Origin of the sequence: Muriventricola aceti (genome assembly GCF_025567565.1) — a bacterium.
Lineage (GTDB): Bacteria > Bacillota > Clostridia > Oscillospirales > Oscillospiraceae > Lawsonibacter > Lawsonibacter aceti.
Map to the genome: position 1 here is coordinate 49980 of NZ_JAOQKF010000014.1, position 18779 is coordinate 68758.

Sequence of the window (18779 nt, forward strand, 5' to 3'; positions counted from 1 at the left end):
ACAGGCTAAAATACCGGGAAATGGGCTTTTGCGTTATCTTATGTCCTCCTTTCTCAAGCAAACCGGGGTGCTCATTCCTTTGAACTCTATGCCCTCCTCTCCAAACGAGCTGCCCCACTCGGCCTATCCCAGAGTCTTTCTCTGATACTCCTTGTTATGAACCGCTCCATCCGCAAGGATCAGGGCCCATATCAGACCGTCAAAAACTGGTACATTCAGCTCTTGCTCCAGGGCGCTGTCCAGGCCGCTATAATTGGCACAGCCCAGCACGATGGCGTTAACTCCTGGGACCTGCAGAGCTTTTCTCCCTGCATCCAGCAGGTGCTCCTTCTCGTTCCCTCCGCTGACCACCACAGTCCTCAGTTCTTCTTCACAGTGGTATTTTCGGGCGAGGGCGAATTTTTTGGGAATGATCTTCTCAGACGGAGTAATCACCGCATATCCGCCATGCAGCATAGCCGCCATCCTCATCGATGCTTCGGCAATGCCAAAGACGGGCTTGCCACCGGCTACTTCCCGTACCAGGTCCAGATTTGGGTCGGCATGGCAGGCCAGGATAAAGGCATCATATCGCTCTCTCCCCGCCCGTACCGTGGCGATCAGTTCCATGGCAGAGGCCGCCTGGTCCTCATAGGTGACCACCAATTTGGGGGCTGTTCTCATGGACACCACGTCGAACTCTCCCCGGTCCTCCAAAAACGACTGTGCCGTTTTGGATAACACATCTGCCGTTTCCTGGTCGCTATTTGGATTGATGATCAACACTCTCATCGCTTTCACCTTTCCAATCCAATTTACACAATATTGAAACATATTTCTTTAAGTTGACGGCATAATCCACTCTGGGACCCATAGGCGTTCCGTCATTGTTCCAAATATATCTTGATGATAAATATGTCTTGTCCTGCTGTATCATGACAAATGTCGCAGGATATTGTGCTCTATTATGAATAGAGCACAAGTCAGGGGCCCCTGACTTGTTTTGCGGTTGTTTTACCGGTTCCTCCTAAACACAGGATCGTTTCCTCGTAGCAGTCAATTCCGGCTGTTGAAGCGATAAAATGGATCTAGCTCCACATTCTCCAGCCAGCTGTTGTACCAGGCCTGGTAATAGGGCCTAATACGCTCCAAAAAGGCCTCCCGGTCCAACTGGGCCTGAGTGCGTCCATGGCTCACCTGCTCCCGCACCTCCTGATAGAGTGCCTCTAAATCGATCTTCAGCAGCTTGCGGTGCTCCATAATCTTCTCTCCGCCTACGATCACCGTATCCGTATAGCGCCCCAGTCCGCGGCGCAGCACTACCTCTCCCATATCGAAGCCAGGCAGCATACAGGGCGCATTCAGAATCTCCTGAGTATTCACAAGAATCATATCGGCCTTCATACCTGGACGCAGGGCCCCGATCTCCCCGGCGAAGCCAGTGGGCCTAGCCCCGTTCACCGTGGCCAGCCGCAGGACCTCATAAGGGCTCAATGCCGGACAATCTGTGAGGGAAATACCAGCGTGTCGGTGGAGGAAATAGATCATCCTCATCTCCATGAAGGGGTCTTCGTCATCGTTGATCCCCTTCTCATCCATCCCCATGGCCACATTCATCCCGGCCTTCAGCATATAATAGACCGGCGCGATTCCATCCCGCATAATCAAATTACAGCTGGCGTGGTGGGTGACAAAGGCGTCTTTTTCCGCCAACAGAGCAATATCCTCTTCACTCAGGTAGACAGCGTGGCCCAGCACCAGGTTGGAGTCCACCAGTCCCAGATCATCTAGATGCCCTACCAGTGATTTTCCATATTTGCGCAGGCCAAAGGCCTTTTGGACCGGGGTCTGCAAACAGTGGAGGTGGATGGGTATCTTATGAAGCTGGTCTGCCCGCTCCTTTACACGCCTTAAGAACTCATCCGTAGACCCCTGGACCCAATTTGGCCCAAAAAAGATCCGGGTCTTTGCGCTATTATACTTCGAATATAGATCCTCAAAGGCCTCCATATACTCATCGACCGCCCGCTCCTGATCGATATATACCATGGGCTCGGCCTCTTGCCGCAGGTCGGGCGGCAGTGTCTTTAGAAATTCCCGGTCGTCGTAGGCTAGCACGTTCTTATTTCGCACACCGGGGGAAAAACCCAGTCGGATACCAGTCGTCTGATACCCTTCTATCTTTCTGGCACACGTCTCCTTCAGATGAGGGTCCAGCGCCGCCCCACTCTCGTTATGGTGCAGGGTTGTGCAGCCATTTTGGATATGACGCACCGCGTTGAGCATAGCCGTGGTTTCAGGCTGGAGCTGAAAGGCTGTGGCAAATTTCAAAAGGGCGTTCTCCAGGTAGTCCAGCGTGACGCCCCTCTGTACATAGGACAGGCCTGCGCCATGGGTATGGGCGTCAATCAGACCCGGCATGAGGATCTGGGTGCCGTCCCCAGCTACATCCTCCTGAGGATACCTCCGGTGCAGGTCTTCATAAGGGCCGATCTCCCGAATCGTATCCTGACAAATTAGGACAGCGGCATCCTCTTGAAATACAGATTTGCTGTTTGCTCCATCCGTAAGGACATATTTTCCTCTTACCAGCATAACAGCTCCTCCTGTCCTTTTAAAATTCACAATATCGGAACATATTTCATGTATATGTTTATAATAGCCATTTTTTATAAATTTGTCAATGGATTTTAAGTTAGATTTTCTTTTAAACACCAATAATTTCCATTTAGGAGGCTTTAAGTTTCAAAATTGTGAACAGGAGTGAAGTGCAAATTAGAGATATAGCAGCTTGGGCGCCAGGATATCTAAAAATAAAAACAGGGCCCACAGCTATCTCTGCTGTGGGCCCATATCGATTCATTTGTTCAGATGGTCTTCAAGAATCTTAAGAAAGCCTCTCTGCCCTCGTTGGACCGCTTATACACTCCGGCATGCTCCAGTACCTGGGCAAAGGCCAGTCCGGTCTCCCTCTGGACAATGTCTAGGGCATTTTCCCGTGTGATAGTATATTTTGTCTGGAATCTCTCCGCCCAATCCGCGTGCTTTTCTGTCAGCGCGCTGGCCCGCAGATCCGAGCCGGAGACCAAGCTGTCGGCTACGGCCGCAAGCTCCTCCTTCAGCCGGGCGGGAAGGACTGCCAGCCCCATTACCTCGATCAGGCCGATATTCTCCTTCTTGATGTGGTGAAGCTCGGCGTGGGGGTGATACAGCCCCAGGGGATGTTCCTCTGTAGTCAGATTGTTCCGCAGCACCAGATCCAGCTCATATTTCCCGTCCCGCATCCTGGCGATAGGCGTAATCGTATTGTGGGGAACACCCTCCGTCTCGGCCAAAATAGCGGCCGCCTCGTCGGTATATCCCCGCCAAGCTGTGAGTATCCTGTCCGCCAGCTCCACCAGACGTCCGCTGTCCTGACAGGCAAGACGAACCACGGACATGGGCCATTTGACGATGCCGGCCTTCACATCCTCAAAACCCGGGAAGGCGAAGGGCGTTTCCACGGGTGCCTTCTCCATAGCAAAGGTATAGCGCCCACCCTGGAAGTGGTCATGCGCCAGGATAGAGCCGCCCACAATGGGCAGGTCGGCGTTGGAGCCCACGAAGTAGTGGGGGAACTGCCGGACGAAGTCCAGCAGCTTTCCAAAGCAGGCCCTATCGATCTTCATGGGTGTGTGGACGCTGTTCAAGCAGATGCAGTGCTCATTGTAGTACACATAGGGGGAGTACTGCAAAAACCAAGGAGAATCATTAATGGTGATGGGAATGATGCGGTGGTTCTGCCGGGCCGGATGGTTCACCCGGCCAGCATAGCCCTCGTTTTCGGCGCATAGCTGACAGCGGGGATAGTTGGAAGCGGGTAGATCCCGGGCAGCCGCGATGGCCTTTGGGTCCTTCTCCGGCTTGGACAGGTTAATGGTGATGTCCAGCTGGCCGTATTCTGTGTCCGTCTTCCACTGCATATCCTTCGCGATGCGGTCCCGCCGGATATAGTTGGTGTCCTGACTCAGCTCGTAATACCAGTCAGTGGCCTTTTGGGGAGCCTCACGGTACAGCGCCTGGAACTTGCTGATGACCTGAGAAGGCCGGGGGGTGAGCCGCCCCATAAGCTCAGTGTCAAACAGATCCCGGTAGACAACAGAGTTCTCTGTCAGTACGCCCCTGGCGTATGCGTCGTCCAGCAGCTCCTCCAGCACGGGAGCCAGCTCGATTTCTCCCCACTCCTGTCCAGGGTCGGTGTAGCTGTCCAGCTTGAGCGTATCCAAAATCGTGTTTACCGCCCAGAGGTACTCGCTCTCTTCGATCAGCCCAGTACGCAGGGCATAGACAGCCAGTTTGGAAACAGCGGCGTCGATCATGTTCCTCACCTCATACTCTATTTTCTGTGGTGCTCCTCAGCCCTGATAGCCGTTGGGATGATTTTTATGCCAAGTCCAGGCGGAGGACACGATGGTGTCCAGCTCCGCGTACTGGGGCTTCCAGCCCAGGACAGTCTTGGCCTTCTCCGAAGACGCCACAAGCTGGGCCGGGTCGCCCGCCCGCCGGGGGCAAATCTCGGCTGGGATGGGGTGGCCGGTCACTTTACGGGTCACATCGATGACCTCCTTGACGGTAAAGCCCACTCCGTTTCCCAGGTTGAACACGTTGTTCTCTCCACCGGCCAGCAGATAATCCAGCGCCAGGATATGTGCCTGGGCAAGATCAGTGACATGGATATAGTCCCGTACGCAGGTCCCGTCCCGGGTGGGGTAGTCATCGCCAAAGACAGAAATCTTCTCCCGCTCCCCGTTGGGCACCTGGAGAATCAGGGGGATGAGGTGTGTCTCAGGGTCGTGGGCTTCGCCGATGGCTCCGGAGGGATGGGCACCGCAGGCGTTGAAGTACCGCAGGGCCACATACCTCAGGCCGTGGGCCCGGCTGGTCCAGGACATCATGCGCTCCATGGCCAGCTTGGTCTCACCGTAGCAGTTGGTGGGTTCGGTCCGGTCGCTCTCCAGGATGGGCACCCGCTCCGGCTCACCATAGGTGGCGGCGGTGGAGGAAAAGACGATCTTATCCACCCCATGGGCCACCATGGACTGGAGCAGGACGGTGGTGCCCCAGAGGTTGTTGTCATAATACTTCAGCGGGTCCACCATGGACTCCCCAACCTGGGAGGAGGCGGCGAAGTGAATAACTCCCTCAATGGTCTCCTTCTCAAAAAGAGCGTCCAGGGCCTTCCGGTCCCGGATGTCCAGCTCATAGAACCGGGCCTTGGGGTGTACGGCGGCCCGGAAGCCGGTGAGCAGGTTGTCCGCCACCACCACGTCCCGGCCGGCGTCGATCAGCTCATACACAGTGTGGGAGCCGATATAGCCAGCTCCACCCAGTACTAAAATCGCCATAATATAAAGACCTGCCTTTCTTAAATTCAACCAATCACCACAGTTCCGCCCTGGGGACGGATGTGGAGGATGTGACACTTGCCGCGGCCCAGCAGGGCCTCCATACCAGACCGGAAGGCCTCCAGCCTGTCGTTGGGGACGAAGGCCTGGATGGTGCCGGCAAAGCCTCCGCCATGGACCCGGATGGCTCCAGTGCCCTCCAGCAGTTCTTGACCGGCAGCCAGGGCCAGAGGGATGGCCTGCTGACTCGGATCTGATATAGACCAGGTATTCTGCAGATGGACTGCCGAGGAGAGGCCGGAGGCGTTGACCAGCTCCAGGAACCTGGCGAAATCTCCCCGCTCCAGGGCCTCGCCCTCCTGGACTGCCCTACGGTCATCCTCGTAGTAATGGATGGCCCGGAGGACTGCCCGGTCCCCACAGCGGACCCGCAGGGAGGGGATAGCGGCGCGGAAGTCGGCCTCAGGGACCTCCCGCAGGAACCGCTTGTTGAAGTGGGCCGCCACGGCGCCCATCTCCCGCGTAATGTCAGCGTAGTCATCGGTCAGGTCGCCATGACTGGAACCGGTGTCCACGATGCACAGGGCGTGGCCGGACCGGGTAAAGTCATATTCCACCTTCTTGACTAACGGAGCGGACGGATTGGCAAAGTCGATGGCCACGGCCCCGCCCACCGAGGAGCCCATCTGGTCCATCAGGCCGCAGGGCTTGCCAAAATACACGTTCTCCGCGTACTGGCCAATCTTGGCGATCTGAATGGGGTCCAGCGCCCCACCGCAGCAAAAGTGGTTCAGGATATTGCCCACCAGCACCTCATAGGCGGCGGAGGAGGACAGTCCAGATCCGGACAGCACATTTGAGGTCACATAGGCGTCAAAGCCGGACATCGGGTAACCCAACTCCGCAGCCTTGGCAGCCACCCCTCGGACCAGGGCCGCGGAGGTATTCCGTTCCCGCTCCCTTGGCAGCAGGCTGCTCAACTCCACCTCCAGGGTGGGATAGCCCTGGGAGTGAATACGGATGACCTCCTTCCCGTTGGGGGCGGCACAGGCCAACATATCCAAGTCCACACTGCCGCACAGCACATGGCCGTGCTGGTGGTCGGTATGGTTGCCGCCGATCTCGGTGCGGCCGGGGCCGCTGAACAGAGCCACCGAAGCATGTTCCTCAGGGGTAAAAATCTCCGCAAAGGAACGGACCACCTGGGCGGCCCGTTCCTGGGCCCTGTCCAGACTTGCCTGTGTCCCATCCAGGGCGTAGAGGGCGGCCAGCACCTCGTCGTGGGTGCCGGCGGTCAGTTCTTGGAGCAGCTTGGCACAGCTGTTCATCGAGAGGTCACCTCATTCTCTTTTTTGATAGGTCAAGTATATTAAATTTTTACTAAAAATTCAACCACAATTTTTTCCATTAAAAAACTTTGGAACAGTATACAGAAATAAGGGTCTTTTTCTAGTGGTTTTCACAGTCGTCTGACTGGTCCGGTGCTCTCCCGCACAGTTAGAGTGGGCGGCACAACCAGCTTCAGCGGCAGGGTGCGGATGGGCTCCCTCCCTCCGATGGACGCCCTCTCCCCCAGCAGGCGCAGGGCCGCTCGTGCCATCTCCTCTACATGGGTGGACACAGAGGTGAGGGGCGGGTCCACAAGGGCAGAACGGGGCGTATCATTGAAGGACACAACCGACAGGTCGCCTGGAACAGACAGACCTGCCTCCCGCAAAGCCAGGAGGGCGCCCACAGCGCCCTCCTCGTTGGCGCACAAGAAAGCGGTAGGGAGGGCCGCTCCAGAGGATAAAAGCTCCCCCACCGCCCTGGCGGCGGCCTGGGCCTCCATGGGGCAGTCCAGCATCAGGCCCAGATCCAGCAGCCCTCTCTGTTCTGCCTGCCTCTCAAACAGCTGGTGACGGACCTCCAGCGCCCGCTGGCGGCGGTCATCCAATTTATATACCGGTCCGATAAAGCCGATCCTAGTGTGGCCCAGCTCAGTCAGGTGGTCCAGGGCCAGGGATATCCCTAGCTCATAGCCCAGCACTACCGAATCAAACCGGCTCTCAAAGGGAGATGAGTCCAAAAAAACCAGATTGGGGGACAGGGCCGCCAGAGAGTCGATTTGTGCTGGGGTAAACAGGCCGATGGCCACAACACCGTCCAGTTTTTCCTCCGGAGCCAAAAATCCCTCTCCCCTGCTCTCCAACGGAATGCAGGTATATTTCCTATCCAGGCAATTCTGGCGGAGGAAATTACTAAGATAGAGGTAATAAGGGTCGTCCAGCTGTTGGACCGGGGTGAGCATCTCCGCCACTCCAACCCGGAGCAACCCCTTCGGGCTCCTTCCCCGGCGGCTTCGGGTCGCGGTGTAGTTTAGCCGTCCCGCCTCCTCCAGCACCTTTCTTCTGGCTTCAGCTGTAACGGACAAGGAGGGGTCCCCCGACAGGATCCGGGAGATGGTAGCCGGAGAATAGCCCGTCCGGTCGGCAAGTTCTTTCAGGGTCGCCATAGCAGTCCTCCACAAAATTTTACTAAAAATAAAATAGCACATTCAGAAAATTTTATCAAGACTCACAGCCCCTTTTCTTTGCCTTTTTCCTAAAACTCTGCTACACTGGTGTCACATCTAACCTATAAAGGTCACAATATCAAAAGGGGGCCTATCTATGACCACTGCCAGCCGTCAGCCCTTTGGCACCACCCACCACGGACAGCCGGTGGAGTTGCTCACGCTGGACAACGGCACTCTGTCCTGTCAGATCATTACCTTTGGCGCCGCCTTACGTGCCCTCTGGGTACCGGACCGGACCGGAAGGCCTGTGGACGTGGTCCTGGGGTACGAGACTCTCAAGGAGTATCAGGACCAGGACGGCTATCTGGGGGCGGTCGTGGGCCGCTTTGCCAACCGCATTGCTGGAGGCAGGTTTTCCCTGAATGGCCGGGAATATACCCTGGCAGTCAACAATGGCCCCAACCACCTGCATGGTGGTCTCCAGGGTTTCTCCTATAAGGTATGGACTGTGGAGGAGCTGACCGGAAGCCGTGCGGTTCTGTCCCTGTCCAGCCCGGACGGCGAGGAGGGCTATCCCGGTTCTCTGGAAGTCCGGGTCACCTACCAACTGGACCGCTCTACCCTATCCATCCACTATCAGGCCTGCAGTGACCAAGACACCCCCTGTAATCTGACCAACCACAGCTATTTCAACCTGGATGGCCAGGGCTCTGGCCCGGTATTGAACCAGGAGATCCGACTCTACGCCGGGTCCTATACTCCCGCTGACCAGACCAGTATCCCCTTTGGCTCTATTCAGCCGGTGGAGGGCACCCCGATGGACCTACGCTCCCCTACCCCCATTGGAGCCCACATTGAGGACCCCTTCCAGCAGTTGGAGTGGGGCAGAGGCTATGACCATAACTATGTGGTGGATGGACCTTTCGGGCTGCTCCGCCCCGCTGCCTGGGCCCGTTCGGCGGCCAGCGGCATCGCCCTCCAAGTGGATACCACCCTGCCGGGTCTCCAGTTCTACACCGCTAATTTCCTGGAAGCGGGCCGCCGTGGGAAAGAGGGGGCGGTGTACGCCCCCCGTCACGCCTTTTGTCTGGAGACCCAGTTTTTCCCCGACTCCCCCAACCAGCCCGCCTTTCCCTCCGCCATTTTGCGGGCCGGAGAGCACTATGACCATATCACCCGCTTCTGCTTCTCCACAGAAGATTGATAGGATTAGAAAGCCGCCTACGCTCACTGCATAGGCGGCTTTTTCTTCTTTTTGATTGAAATCTCAGGTTGGGAAACCGTTTTCCAAAATTCGGATCGGGTCTCCCTCTCCTTCCTAGTCAAAATAGTCCAGGAATCTGGCCAGTTCCTCCGTCACTGACTCAAAAAAGGCTTTGCCCTTCTGGGCTGTAGCCAGCTGAGGCTGGCCAATATGCCCCTCTCGGTTGTCTTCATCAAAACGATGGAATCTCTGATATGCCTTGCTGCCCAAGAGGTCCTTTTGAAACCAGGGGCGCTCGGCCACAGGTCCACAGGGGACGATTTTCTCCTCCTGGACCAGGTCAGGGCGAAGATACATCATCATAGATGTCTCAAATTCGCCCGCATGGCCCATGCCCCCCAGCTCCGATTCCCGAATGGCGCTGATTCGCTCGTGCGCCACATCCCAATACTGCAGTTCCCGTAGCTGAAACTCCGTCCCGTGCTTCTCACCTATCTCATTGACAGCGGCGGACAGATAGACCTGATTTCCCCCGTGGGAGTTCACTAAGAACATCTGGGAAAAACCATTCGCTATCACGTTCTCACAGATAGAAACCGCATACTCCTTCAGCAGATGCTGAGGCATTGTCACATAGCCGGGGGCAAAGCGGTGGTGCGGGGAGTATCCAAAGCATACTTGGGGCAGGAGCAGGACCGGTCTATGGCACAGCTCCGCAGCCCGTTCGGTCACAGCTGCCCCCAGAAAGGCGTCTGTCCCCACGGGCAGATGGAGCGAGTGCTGCTCTGTAGACGCGAAGTTTATCATTACTGCCGCCTGATCCCGATAAGCCCCCAGATCCGGGTAGGAGAGTTCAGTCCATCGAATCAACATAGTATCCCTCCTTTCTCTATCTGGCAAGGCCTTCCCGGCTCACCTTTCCCACAGCGACTCGGGGTAAAGCCCCTCGGCCGTCATCCTAGCGACTGCGGCTACCACAGCCGGCTTATCCGCCTGGTAGGTCACGCCATACCACCTGTCCTCAGAGCGCAGTACCTTCACCCTGGCTTTACCCTCCTCCAGCAGTTGGGTAACTACACTGGGCAAGAAATACTCCCCCTTTTGGGGCTCCTCCGCCAGTGCCCGGTCTAGAAAGGCGGGGAAGCGGGCCTCGGCCTCCCGAAGGAAGCTCTGGCTGAAGCCCCAGAGGTTCATGGACACGATGGCGTCTCCAGGCAGATGGGTCCAGGTCTGTCCTCCATCCTCGGTAAAGCGGGCGTCTGTCCCCTCTTTTTCGATATGGGTGCGCTCCGTGACGCGGATCAGATAGTTGTCCTGGTCCTCCTCACACACCCCACGGGCCACATGGCCGTGCTCCGTGACTGTGTTGCCCAAGCGGTAGCCCACCATGGCGTATTCATAGCGGCCGGGCTGGTCCGGATTGCGCTCCAGATAGTCGTAGATGGCCTGAAAGCCCTCTGGGCCGTAGTAGTCATCGGCGTTAACCACCGCGAAAGGGCCGTCAATCAGGTTGCGTGCCGCCAGAATGGCGTGGGCAGTGCCCCAGGGCTTTATCCGGCCTTCCGGAACAGAGTAGCCCTTTGGTATGTCATCCAGCTGCTGATAGGCGTATTTCACATCGATGACCCTGGACAGCCGGTTGCCGATGGCTGTTTTAAAGGTGTCCTCGATTTCGTGCTTGATCACAAAAATAACTGTCTCAAAGCCTGCCCGCCGGGCATCATAGATGGAGTAGTCGATGATGAGCTGGCCATGGCTTCCAACAGGATCCACCTGCTTCAGGCCGCCGTATCGGCTGCCCATACCGGCGGCCATGACCACCAAAACGGGTCTGTTCATTTTGTATGCCTCCTGTGTCTTTCATAGATCGGATCGGGGCCCTATGTAAAGTTGCCCCACCCCTAGACTTTTACAGTCAAAAGAGGATCATCACTTACTTTACACGATAGAATTTTTAAGTCAAGCCTTTTCCTGTAAAAATCAGAGAATATAGGCAGGCACAGAGCGAACTCGGCCAGCACGAATATGGCGGTGTCCGAACAAATAAGCCTCCATCTGACCATCTGTAGTCCTCATCGGCCGCTTTTGGAAGCAGGTGTTGACTGTACGCTTTTGTAGAAATAGCGGGCAACGATCCCAGATGAAATATCGAGCCGCATTGTTAGGCATCTGGAGCGGGTGTTTCAATGAAACAGAACTGTTTGTCGGGGAAAGTTCCCTATAAAACAAAAATCCATTTCCTTTCGGAAACGGATTTTTGAAAGCAGCTCTCCTTGAGATGGTGGAGATAAGCGGGATCGAACCGCTGACCTCTTGAATGCCATTCAAGCGCTCTCCCAGCTGAGCTATACCCCCGTATAGGAGAACTGCTTGTCTACCAATATTGAGTTGTAAGTGGTGGAGATAAGCGGGATCGAACCGCTGACCTCTTGAATGCCATTCAAGCGCTCTCCCAGCTGAGCTATACCCCCAAATAAAAGCCTTACAGGTCAGGTGTCCCTGTTCAGCGCAAGTGATATCTTACCAGAAAGGCGTTGGTTTGTCAACGCAAAATTCAAACTTTTTTCAACTTTTTTGTCTGTCCTAGTCCAGATGTCCTGTCCCACGTCAGATGGAAAGAGTCACATACCCTTCCATATTCCCACATCGCTCTGAATCATGATTCCCCCGGTACAGACGGGAGTTTTCGGGCTGCAATAAAAACCGCCGCAGTAAATACTGCGGCGGTTTAACTGCTTAATAGAACTTCTTGCGATTCTTACGGGCGGCCTCAGACTTCTTGCGGCGCTTGACGCTGGGGCTCTCGTAGTGCTCGCGCTTACGAACCTCGGCCAGCACGCCAGACTTGGCACAGCTACGCTTAAAGCGCTTCAGGGCGCTCTCCAGAGACTCATTCTCTCTCACACGGACTTCCGACATTTATATTTCCCTCCCTCCGGCGCGGCGGGGCGTCCCCTGCTCGCGTAAGGGCCATTTTTATGGCTTTAACAGTAGTATTATATTCGTTCCACGGCCAGATGTCAAGGGCCAATTATGAACGGGCTGTAAACCTTTTGACCATAGCAGGATGGTCAAGCCTGGGGCTTAAAAATCAGACTAACCAATTTGCCCTTGACCACAATACTCTTTACCAAAGTCATGCCCTCGGCCAGCTTGACAATCTTAGGTTCAGCCAAGGCGGCCGCCACAATGTCCTCGTCAGAGGCGTCGGCGGACACTACGATGTTGGCCTTCACCTTTCCGCTGACCTGGACGGCCATTTGAACGGTGGCGGTGACGGTCTTGCTCTCGTCATACACGGGCCAGGGCTGGAGACATACCTGGCCCCCGTAGCCCGCCATCTCCCACAGCTCCTCGCACATATGTGGAGCGAAGGGGGACAGCATCAGCAGCAGCGCCTTCATGTCGCCCCGGCTGGCACCGTTAGCGTAAAAGTCGTTGACCAGGGACATGAGCGCCGCGATAGCGGTATTGAACTTCATGGCCTCGATGTCCTCAGACACCTTCTTGATCGCCTTGTGGACCGCCAGCTCGTTGGCCTGGGAATACGCATCTCCCACATGCTCCTGCTCGGTAGCCAGGTTCCACACCCGGTCCAGGAAACGCTTGCACCCCTTCACCGCATTGGCGGACCAAGCGGCGGCCTTCTCGAAGTCGCCGATGAACATGATATAGGTACGCATGGTGTCAGCGCCGTACATATCAATGATGTCGTTGGGATTGACCACGTTGCCCCGGGACTTGGACATTTTCTCGCCCCCCTCGCCCAAAATCATGCCGTGGGAGGTGCGCTTCTGATAGGGCTCCTTGGTGGGCACAACGCCGATGTCATAGAGGAACTTGTGCCAAAAGCGGCTGTACAGCAGGTGGAGAGTGGTGTGCTCCATACCGCCGTTGTACCAGTCCACCGGGGACCAGTAGTCCAGTGCCTCCTTGGAGGCTAATGCCTTATCGTTGTGGGGGTCCATATACCGCAGGAAGTACCAACTGGAACCCGCCCACTGGGGCATGGTGTCGGTCTCCCGTTTGGCGGGGCCGCCGCAGCAGGGACAGGTAGTGTTCACCCAGTCGGTCATCTTGCTGATGGGGCTTTCGCCGTCGTCGGTAGGCTCATAGCTCTCCACTTCGGGCAGGAGCAGAGGCAGCTGGTCTTCGGGGATGGGCTGCCAGCCGCACTTGTCACACCAAACCATGGGGATGGGCTCGCCCCAGTACCGCTGGCGGGAGAACACCCAGTCCCGCAGCTTGTAGTTCACCTGGGCATGGCCGATGCCCTTGTCCTCCAGCCACTTGGTGATAACAGGGATGGCGTCCTTCACAGTCAGGCCGTTGAGGAAGTCGGAGTTGACCAAGATGCCGGTCTCATCCTTGGCGGTAAAGGCGGCCTTCTGCACGTCCTCGCCGCCGGACACCACCTCGATGATCTCACAGCCGAACTTCTTGGCAAACTCCCAGTCCCGGTCGTCGTGGGCAGGAACGGCCATGATGGCGCCGGTGCCGTAGGTGGCCAGGACGTAGTCGGAGATGAAAATGGGGATCTCCCTGCCGTTGACCGGGTTTACGCCCCGCACGCCGTCCAGCTTGACGCCAGTCTTCTCCTTGTTCAGCTCGGTGCGCTCCAGGTCGGACTTGGAAGCGGCGGCCTTCTGATAGTCCTGGACCTCCTGGGCGTTGGCCAGCAGGGGCATCCACTTCTTCACCAGCTCGTGCTCCGGCGAGAGGACCATGTAGGTGGCTCCAAACAGGGTATCCGGGCGGGTGGTATACACTACGATGTCGTCCCCGGTGGTAGCCTTAAAGGTAACCTCGGCGCCGGTGGAGCGGCCGATCCAGTTCTTCTGCTGGATCTTCACCCGCTCGATGAAGTCCAGATCGTCCAGGTCGTCGATGAGCCGCTGGGCGTAGGCGGTGATCTTCAGCATCCACTGGCTCTTCTCCTTGCGGATGACAGGCGAACCGCACCGCTCACAGACGCCTTCCACCACCTCCTCGTTAGCCAGCACGCACTTGCAGGAGGTGCACCAGTTTACCGGCATAGTGGTTTTATAGGCCAGGCCGTGCTTGTAGAGCTGGAGAAAGATCCACTGGGTCCACTTATAGTAGCTGGGGTCGGTGGTGTCCACCACCCGGTCCCAATCAAAGGAGTAGCCCAACATATGCAGCTGCTTGGTGAAGTTGGCGATATTGTCCTTCGTCACCTTAGCGGGGTGAATGTGGTTCTTAATGGCGTAGTTCTCAGTCGGCAAGCCGAAGGCGTCAAAGCCGATGGGGAACAGCACGTTGTAGCCGTCCATCCGCTTTTTCCGGGCTATTACGTCCATGGCGGTGTAGGGTCGGGCATGTCCCACATGCAGCCCGTTGCCAGAGGGATAGGGGAACTCAACCAGGCCGTAGAACTTAGGCTTGGTGGTATCGCCAGTCTGGCAGGCAAAGGTCTTTTCGTCCTTCCACTTGGTCTGCCACTTTTTCTCGATCTCGGTAAAATCGTACTTCAAAGTTATCACGCTCTCCTGTATTTCTTAGCCGGGTTTTGGCCTAAAGTTAAAACGATTCCGTAATATTATATATGATAGCGCCTCTGTTTGCAAGGGTCGCGGAGAAAAAGAGCATTCATTTTTATAATTATTTTTTGATTGATTCTTTCGCTTATCATGGTATAATTTATTTTAGATAGCTGTTTGCTTTTTTCTATCGTTTGTTGCGAAAATTCACTATTTGAAAGGAGATTTAAAAATGAAAAAACTGTTTCGTCCCTTACTCTGCGCCGCGTTTTTGGCGCTAGCAGTAAGCGCCCCCGCTTTTGCCGCTGAACCTGACATTCTCCAGACGTTCCCTGACACCGTTTCCACCCGCCAGGGGGACTTCTATGTTCTGGTCAACGGGGAGTCTCTTACCTTCCCTGACGCGGTACCCAAGTTGAAGAGTGACCGCTCCTTCCTGCCCTTCGCGGCCACCTTTGAAGCACTGGGCTATACCGGCATCACATGGGACGGCTCTACTGGCACCGTCACCGCCAGCAGGGATGGACAGCGCATCAGCCTGACCATCGGAGAACCCTCCATCACCTTGTATACAGAGGAAGCGCCGGATGGGCAGAATATCCCTATGGATGTAGCCCCCTATGTGGATCCCGCCACGGACCGCACTTATGTTCCTGTCGGGCTGATCGCTGACGCCTTGGGCTACAATGTAGGCTGGGACGGCTCCAACGGTACCGTCATCATTGACGACGTGGACGCCATCCTGGCGGCCAACACAGAAACCTATGAGCTGATGGACAAATACCTAGATTACAGCCGGACCTTTGCCCAGAAGAACCAGAAGGTCGGCGGCGAATACGCCATGGACATCTCTGTTTCCACCTCCGACGGCGAGCAGGATATGGATATCCAGTTCCTTGCCGACGGAGATTATGACATGATTATCGCCGGGTCCACCGCCTTCCAGTTCGATACTCAGATGGTACTGGATTACGCCGCCTCTCTCAATGGGGTAGACGCCACGGAGCTGTTGGACAGCACCGGTGAGCTCCCCTTCCCCCTTACCATTGACTTCGCTATGCGGGGTGATATGGAACAGGGGGCCCTCTATCTCAACTGCGCCGCCCTGAACCAATTTATCCTTGGGGAGGGTGCCTCGGACGATACCTGGTACAAGCTGGATATGAAGTCCTTTTACGACCAGAGCGCCGCTCTCACCGGCTTCACTTATGCTGACCTGCTGGCTCTGTCCAACGCCAGCCTGGACGCCAGCTTTACTGAGCAGTTGGAAACCGTCCTGCGGACCGCTCCTTTGACCAGCTATCTTACCACCTCTGACTACCTGGACCTGTATAACTCCATCTGTGGCGACAGCCATTTTAAGCGGTCCGGTTCCTCCTATGTGAACCAATTTTTAGCGGAGGACGGTGTCACTGGCACCTTCACTCTGTATACCACCGGCTCCAGAGTCAACGGATACGCAATGGAGTTGACTGCCGTTGACCCCTCCTTCGGCGAGATGGAGATCGGCGTCTCCATGCGGAACAGTAAAATGGAGATGTCCATTGACCTGACTCAGTCCTCCTCTCTCCCCACTGGGGAAGATCCTTCTATCTCTACGCTGCCCGGAATTCTCTCTAGCGAGGTTTCTATGCACATGGAAATGGACGGCGCTTATCAGTCCACAAGCGCCAAGCCCAGCACCCAGCCCCCCGCGGACGCCACCGTCCTGGATATGTTCCAGCTAATGTCCCCTGACGACCATGTGGAAGTTCCTGATGGCACTGCCGCTTAATCACTGCCCACACGCTCAACAAACAGCCCCCGGAAACCATAAGGTTTCCGGGGGCTGTTCCTCTTTGCCTTCTCTCACATGGCCAGTAGATGGATGGTGTCATCCTCCACCAGGGCTTTCATCTGGGAAACGGGGTGCTGATATCCCTCGATCAAGCGGACCGCGATGGCATCCTCCAGCTCCTTCTGGATGACCCGGCGAAGGTTCCGGGCTCCATAGACGGCGGAATAGGACTTCTTAACCAGATAGTCCAGCAGGGACTCCTCCCAGGAGAAAGAGATGCCCTTCTCCGCCATCGCAGTTGCCAGCTCCTTGAGCATCAGGACGGCGATGGACCTGAAGTTCTCCTCCGTGAGCTGATTGAAGTAGACGATCTCGTCGATCCGGTTGATAAACTCAGGGCGCAGGAAGTCCTGGAGGGCCTTCATGGCCCGCTCCCTCCCCTGCTCATTGGCGGTGCGGCCAAAGCCCACGGAGCCCACCTTGGTATTGCTCCCGGCATTGGAGGTCATGACGATCACCGTGTTCTCAAAGTTCACCGTCCGGCCGTGGGCGTCAGTGATACGGCCATCGTCCAAAATCTGAAGCAGGATGTTGAGCACATCTGGGTGTGCCTTCTCGATCTCGTCGAAGAGGACCACAGAGTAGGGCTTGCGGCGAATCTTCTCTGTCAGCTGGCCCGCCTCGTCATAACCTACATAGCCCGGAGGGGATCCAATGATGCGGGACACGGCGTGCTTCTCCATAAACTCGGACATATCCAGCCGGATCAGGGATTCAGGGGTATCGAACAGGTCCGCGGCCAGCTGCTTGACCAGCTCGGTCTTGCCCACGCCGGTGGAACCTACAAAGATAAAGGATACCGGCTTGTGCTTGGGGCTGATGCCCACCCGGCCCCGGCGGATGGCTGCGGCCACCGCCTTCACCGCCTCGTCCTGTCCGATAATGTGGCTCTCCAGCCGCTCCTCCAGCTTGGCCAGGCGCTGGTACTCCTGCTCCTGGATGCGGCTGGCAGGGATGTTGGTCCACAGCTCAATGACGTTGGCCAAGTGCTCTTGGTCTAGTGCGGGATGGGCCTTCTCCTCCAGCCCCCGCTTCTCTTCCTCCAGGCGCAGCTCCATGCTTTTGATGGTTGCCAGCCGCTCATAGGCCTCCTCCGTGGCGGCGGCCATCATAACCTCCCGCTCCTTGGACAGATCGGCCAGTTCTTTCTCCACATCGGCCAGACGGGCCAGGGCCTTATTCTCCAGATTCACGTTGGAACAGGCCTCGTCGATCAGGTCGATGGCCTTGTCAGGGAGATAGCGGTCAGTGATATACCGCTCGCTCATCAGCACAGCCTGGCGGCACATCTCCTTGGAGACCGTGACCTGGTGGAATGCCTCGTAGTAGGGGGCGATACCCTCAATGATCTTCACGCTGTCCTCAATGGAGGGCTCCTCCACAACGACGGGTTGGAAACGCCGCTCCAGGGCGGTATCCTTCTCGATGTGTTTGCGGTACTCATTGAGGGTCGTGGCCCCGATGACCTGGAGCTCCCCACGGGACAGGGCGGGCTTCAGAATGTTTGCGGCATTCATGGACCCCTCGGCGTCCCCGGCCCCCACGATAGTGTGAACCTCGTCGATGACCAGGATGATGTTGCCCAGCTTGCGGATCTCCTCGATGAGACCCTTCATCCGGCTCTCAAACTGGCCCCGGAACTGGGTGCCCGCCACCAGGGCGGTCAGGTCCAGGAGGTAGACCTCCTTATCCGCCAGCTTGTAGGGGACCTCCTTCTTATATATCCTCTGGGCCAGCCCTTCAGCGATAGCGGTCTTGCCCACGCCTGGCTCACCGATGAGACAGGGATTGTTCTTTTGCCGGCGGTTCAGGATCTGAATGACCCGCTGGAGCTCCCGGTCCCGGCCGATCAGCTTATCCAGCTTGCCCTCCTTGGCCTTTTGGGTTAGGGAGATGCAGTAGCTGTCCAAAAATTTTCGCTTAGGCTGCTTGGGGGCGCCGTTCTTCTCTGGCCGGGGGGACGCGCCGCCCCCCTCACTGGGCTGCTGGGGCGCTGGGGTTGCCCCACCTCCAAAGAGCTGGTTCAGGAAGGGGAAGGTGGCGGTACGTCCGTCGTCCTCCTCGTCCCCCTCCTCCTTGGGCTGGTTCATCAGGCCCTCCATCCCCTCAGCTCCGCCGAAAGCGGACATCATTTCGGAGGTCAGGTTTTCCAGGTCCTCGTCGCTGATGCCCATCCGCTTTATGATGTCGTCAATGGGTTTTATGCCCAGCTCCCTGGCACATTTGAGGCACAGCCCCTCGTTCTTCGAGGTGCCGCCCTCCAGTTTGGTGATAAAGATGACCGCCACGTTCTTGCCGCAGCGGCTGCACATTGTAGGCTGCATGGTGTCAAAACTCCTTTCAGGAGATAAAATCAGATCAGCGCTCCGGGTCTCCG

The 18779-nt window shown here is 56.7% G+C and carries 13 protein-coding genes and 2 tRNA genes; 2 read left to right on the top strand and 13 right to left on the bottom strand.

The genetic code is table 11. The features are described 5' to 3' along the window. Window positions 1-123: 123 nt before the first annotated feature. The 6 genes from OCV64_RS13970 to OCV64_RS13995 form a co-directional block, all read right to left on the bottom strand. A complete protein-coding gene (locus OCV64_RS13970) occupies window positions 124-771 on the bottom strand; it encodes an aspartate/glutamate racemase family protein (RefSeq protein ID WP_243200915.1) in 648 nt (215 codons plus the stop codon). A gap of 264 nt (window positions 772-1035) precedes the next feature. Beyond that, complete coding sequence (locus OCV64_RS13975; RefSeq protein WP_262670365.1) at window positions 1036-2574, bottom strand: amidohydrolase family protein; 1539 nt, start codon at window positions 2572-2574, stop codon at window positions 1036-1038. A gap of 272 nt (window positions 2575-2846) precedes the next feature. Continuing rightward, on the bottom strand, window positions 2847-4337 hold the full coding sequence (gene galT / locus OCV64_RS13980) for a UDP-glucose--hexose-1-phosphate uridylyltransferase (protein ID WP_262670366.1): 1491 nt from the start codon (window positions 4335-4337) through the stop codon (window positions 2847-2849). Between the two features lie 36 nt (window positions 4338-4373). After that, a complete protein-coding gene (galE, locus tag OCV64_RS13985; protein ID WP_147572096.1) occupies window positions 4374-5363 on the bottom strand; it encodes a UDP-glucose 4-epimerase GalE in 990 nt (329 codons plus the stop codon). Window positions 5364-5389: 26 nt separating this feature from the next. Further along, window positions 5390-6691 carry a galactokinase gene (locus OCV64_RS13990; RefSeq protein ID WP_240287240.1) on the bottom strand — a complete coding sequence of 434 codons (1302 nt, stop codon included), beginning with the start codon at window positions 6689-6691 and terminating at the stop codon, window positions 5390-5392. 131 nt (window positions 6692-6822) lie between these two features. After that, a complete protein-coding gene (locus OCV64_RS13995) occupies window positions 6823-7857 on the bottom strand; it encodes a LacI family DNA-binding transcriptional regulator (protein ID WP_262670367.1) in 1035 nt (344 codons plus the stop codon). A gap of 157 nt (window positions 7858-8014) precedes the next feature. Between OCV64_RS13995 and OCV64_RS14000 the strand changes: the two genes are divergently transcribed. Continuing rightward, the gene (locus OCV64_RS14000) at window positions 8015-9064 is read left to right on the top strand and encodes an aldose epimerase family protein (RefSeq protein ID WP_262670368.1); all 1050 of its coding nucleotides are present in this window, start codon (window positions 8015-8017) and stop codon (window positions 9062-9064) included. A gap of 114 nt (window positions 9065-9178) precedes the next feature. Here the strand turns inward: OCV64_RS14000 and OCV64_RS14005 are convergent, their stop codons facing one another. The 6 genes from OCV64_RS14005 to leuS all read right to left on the bottom strand — a co-directional run bounded on the left by OCV64_RS14005 (window position 9179) and on the right by leuS (window position 14559). Further along, on the bottom strand, window positions 9179-9937 hold the full coding sequence (locus OCV64_RS14005) for a creatininase family protein (RefSeq protein ID WP_262670369.1): 759 nt from the start codon (window positions 9935-9937) through the stop codon (window positions 9179-9181). 39 nt (window positions 9938-9976) lie between these two features. Then, complete coding sequence (locus OCV64_RS14010) at window positions 9977-10903, bottom strand: nucleotidyltransferase family protein (RefSeq protein ID WP_240287236.1); 927 nt, start codon at window positions 10901-10903, stop codon at window positions 9977-9979. A gap of 440 nt (window positions 10904-11343) precedes the next feature. Then, window positions 11344-11419: transfer RNA gene (locus tag OCV64_RS14015), tRNA-Ala, on the bottom strand. 40 nt (window positions 11420-11459) lie between these two features. Continuing rightward, window positions 11460-11535 (bottom strand) — tRNA-Ala (locus tag OCV64_RS14020). A gap of 265 nt (window positions 11536-11800) precedes the next feature. Further along, window positions 11801-11983 carry a 30S ribosomal protein S21 gene (gene rpsU, locus OCV64_RS14025; protein ID WP_023348912.1) on the bottom strand — a complete coding sequence of 61 codons (183 nt, stop codon included), beginning with the start codon at window positions 11981-11983 and terminating at the stop codon, window positions 11801-11803. 152 nt (window positions 11984-12135) lie between these two features. Next, a complete protein-coding gene (gene leuS / locus OCV64_RS14030) occupies window positions 12136-14559 on the bottom strand; it encodes a leucine--tRNA ligase (protein WP_186852040.1) in 2424 nt (807 codons plus the stop codon). A gap of 238 nt (window positions 14560-14797) precedes the next feature. On the opposite strand from leuS, the gene OCV64_RS14035 reads away from it, so the two are divergent. Then, window positions 14798-16339 (top strand): copper amine oxidase N-terminal domain-containing protein, encoded by a 1542-nt coding sequence (locus OCV64_RS14035; protein WP_186852039.1) that lies wholly within the window; start codon window positions 14798-14800, stop codon window positions 16337-16339. A gap of 74 nt (window positions 16340-16413) precedes the next feature. Here the strand turns inward: OCV64_RS14035 and OCV64_RS14040 are convergent, their stop codons facing one another. Next, the gene (locus OCV64_RS14040) at window positions 16414-18726 is read right to left on the bottom strand and encodes an ATP-dependent Clp protease ATP-binding subunit (protein ID WP_186852038.1); all 2313 of its coding nucleotides are present in this window, start codon (window positions 18724-18726) and stop codon (window positions 16414-16416) included. Window positions 18727-18779: the final 53 nt, after the last annotated feature.

Coding starts and splice junctions, on each gene's coding strand:
- OCV64_RS14040 (WP_186852038.1), bottom strand. CDS start 18,726: ATGCAGCCTACAATGTGCAGCCGCTGCGGCAAGAACGTGGCGGTCATC.
- OCV64_RS13970 (WP_243200915.1), bottom strand. CDS start 771: ATGAGAGTGTTGATCATCAATCCAAATAGCGACCAGGAAACGGCAGAT.
- OCV64_RS13995 (WP_262670367.1), bottom strand. CDS start 7,857: ATGGCGACCCTGAAAGAACTTGCCGACCGGACGGGCTATTCTCCGGCT.
- OCV64_RS13990 (WP_240287240.1), bottom strand. CDS start 6,691: ATGAACAGCTGTGCCAAGCTGCTCCAAGAACTGACCGCCGGCACCCAC.
- OCV64_RS13975 (WP_262670365.1), bottom strand. CDS start 2,574: ATGCTGGTAAGAGGAAAATATGTCCTTACGGATGGAGCAAACAGCAAA.
- OCV64_RS14035 (WP_186852039.1), top strand. CDS start 14,798: ATGAAAAAACTGTTTCGTCCCTTACTCTGCGCCGCGTTTTTGGCGCTA.
- OCV64_RS14010 (WP_240287236.1), bottom strand. CDS start 10,903: ATGAACAGACCCGTTTTGGTGGTCATGGCCGCCGGTATGGGCAGCCGA.
- OCV64_RS14005 (WP_262670369.1), bottom strand. CDS start 9,937: ATGTTGATTCGATGGACTGAACTCTCCTACCCGGATCTGGGGGCTTAT.
- OCV64_RS14000 (WP_262670368.1), top strand. CDS start 8,015: ATGACCACTGCCAGCCGTCAGCCCTTTGGCACCACCCACCACGGACAG.
- galT (WP_262670366.1), bottom strand. CDS start 4,337: ATGATCGACGCCGCTGTTTCCAAACTGGCTGTCTATGCCCTGCGTACT.
- galE (WP_147572096.1), bottom strand. CDS start 5,363: ATGGCGATTTTAGTACTGGGTGGAGCTGGCTATATCGGCTCCCACACT.
- rpsU (WP_023348912.1), bottom strand. CDS start 11,983: ATGTCGGAAGTCCGTGTGAGAGAGAATGAGTCTCTGGAGAGCGCCCTG.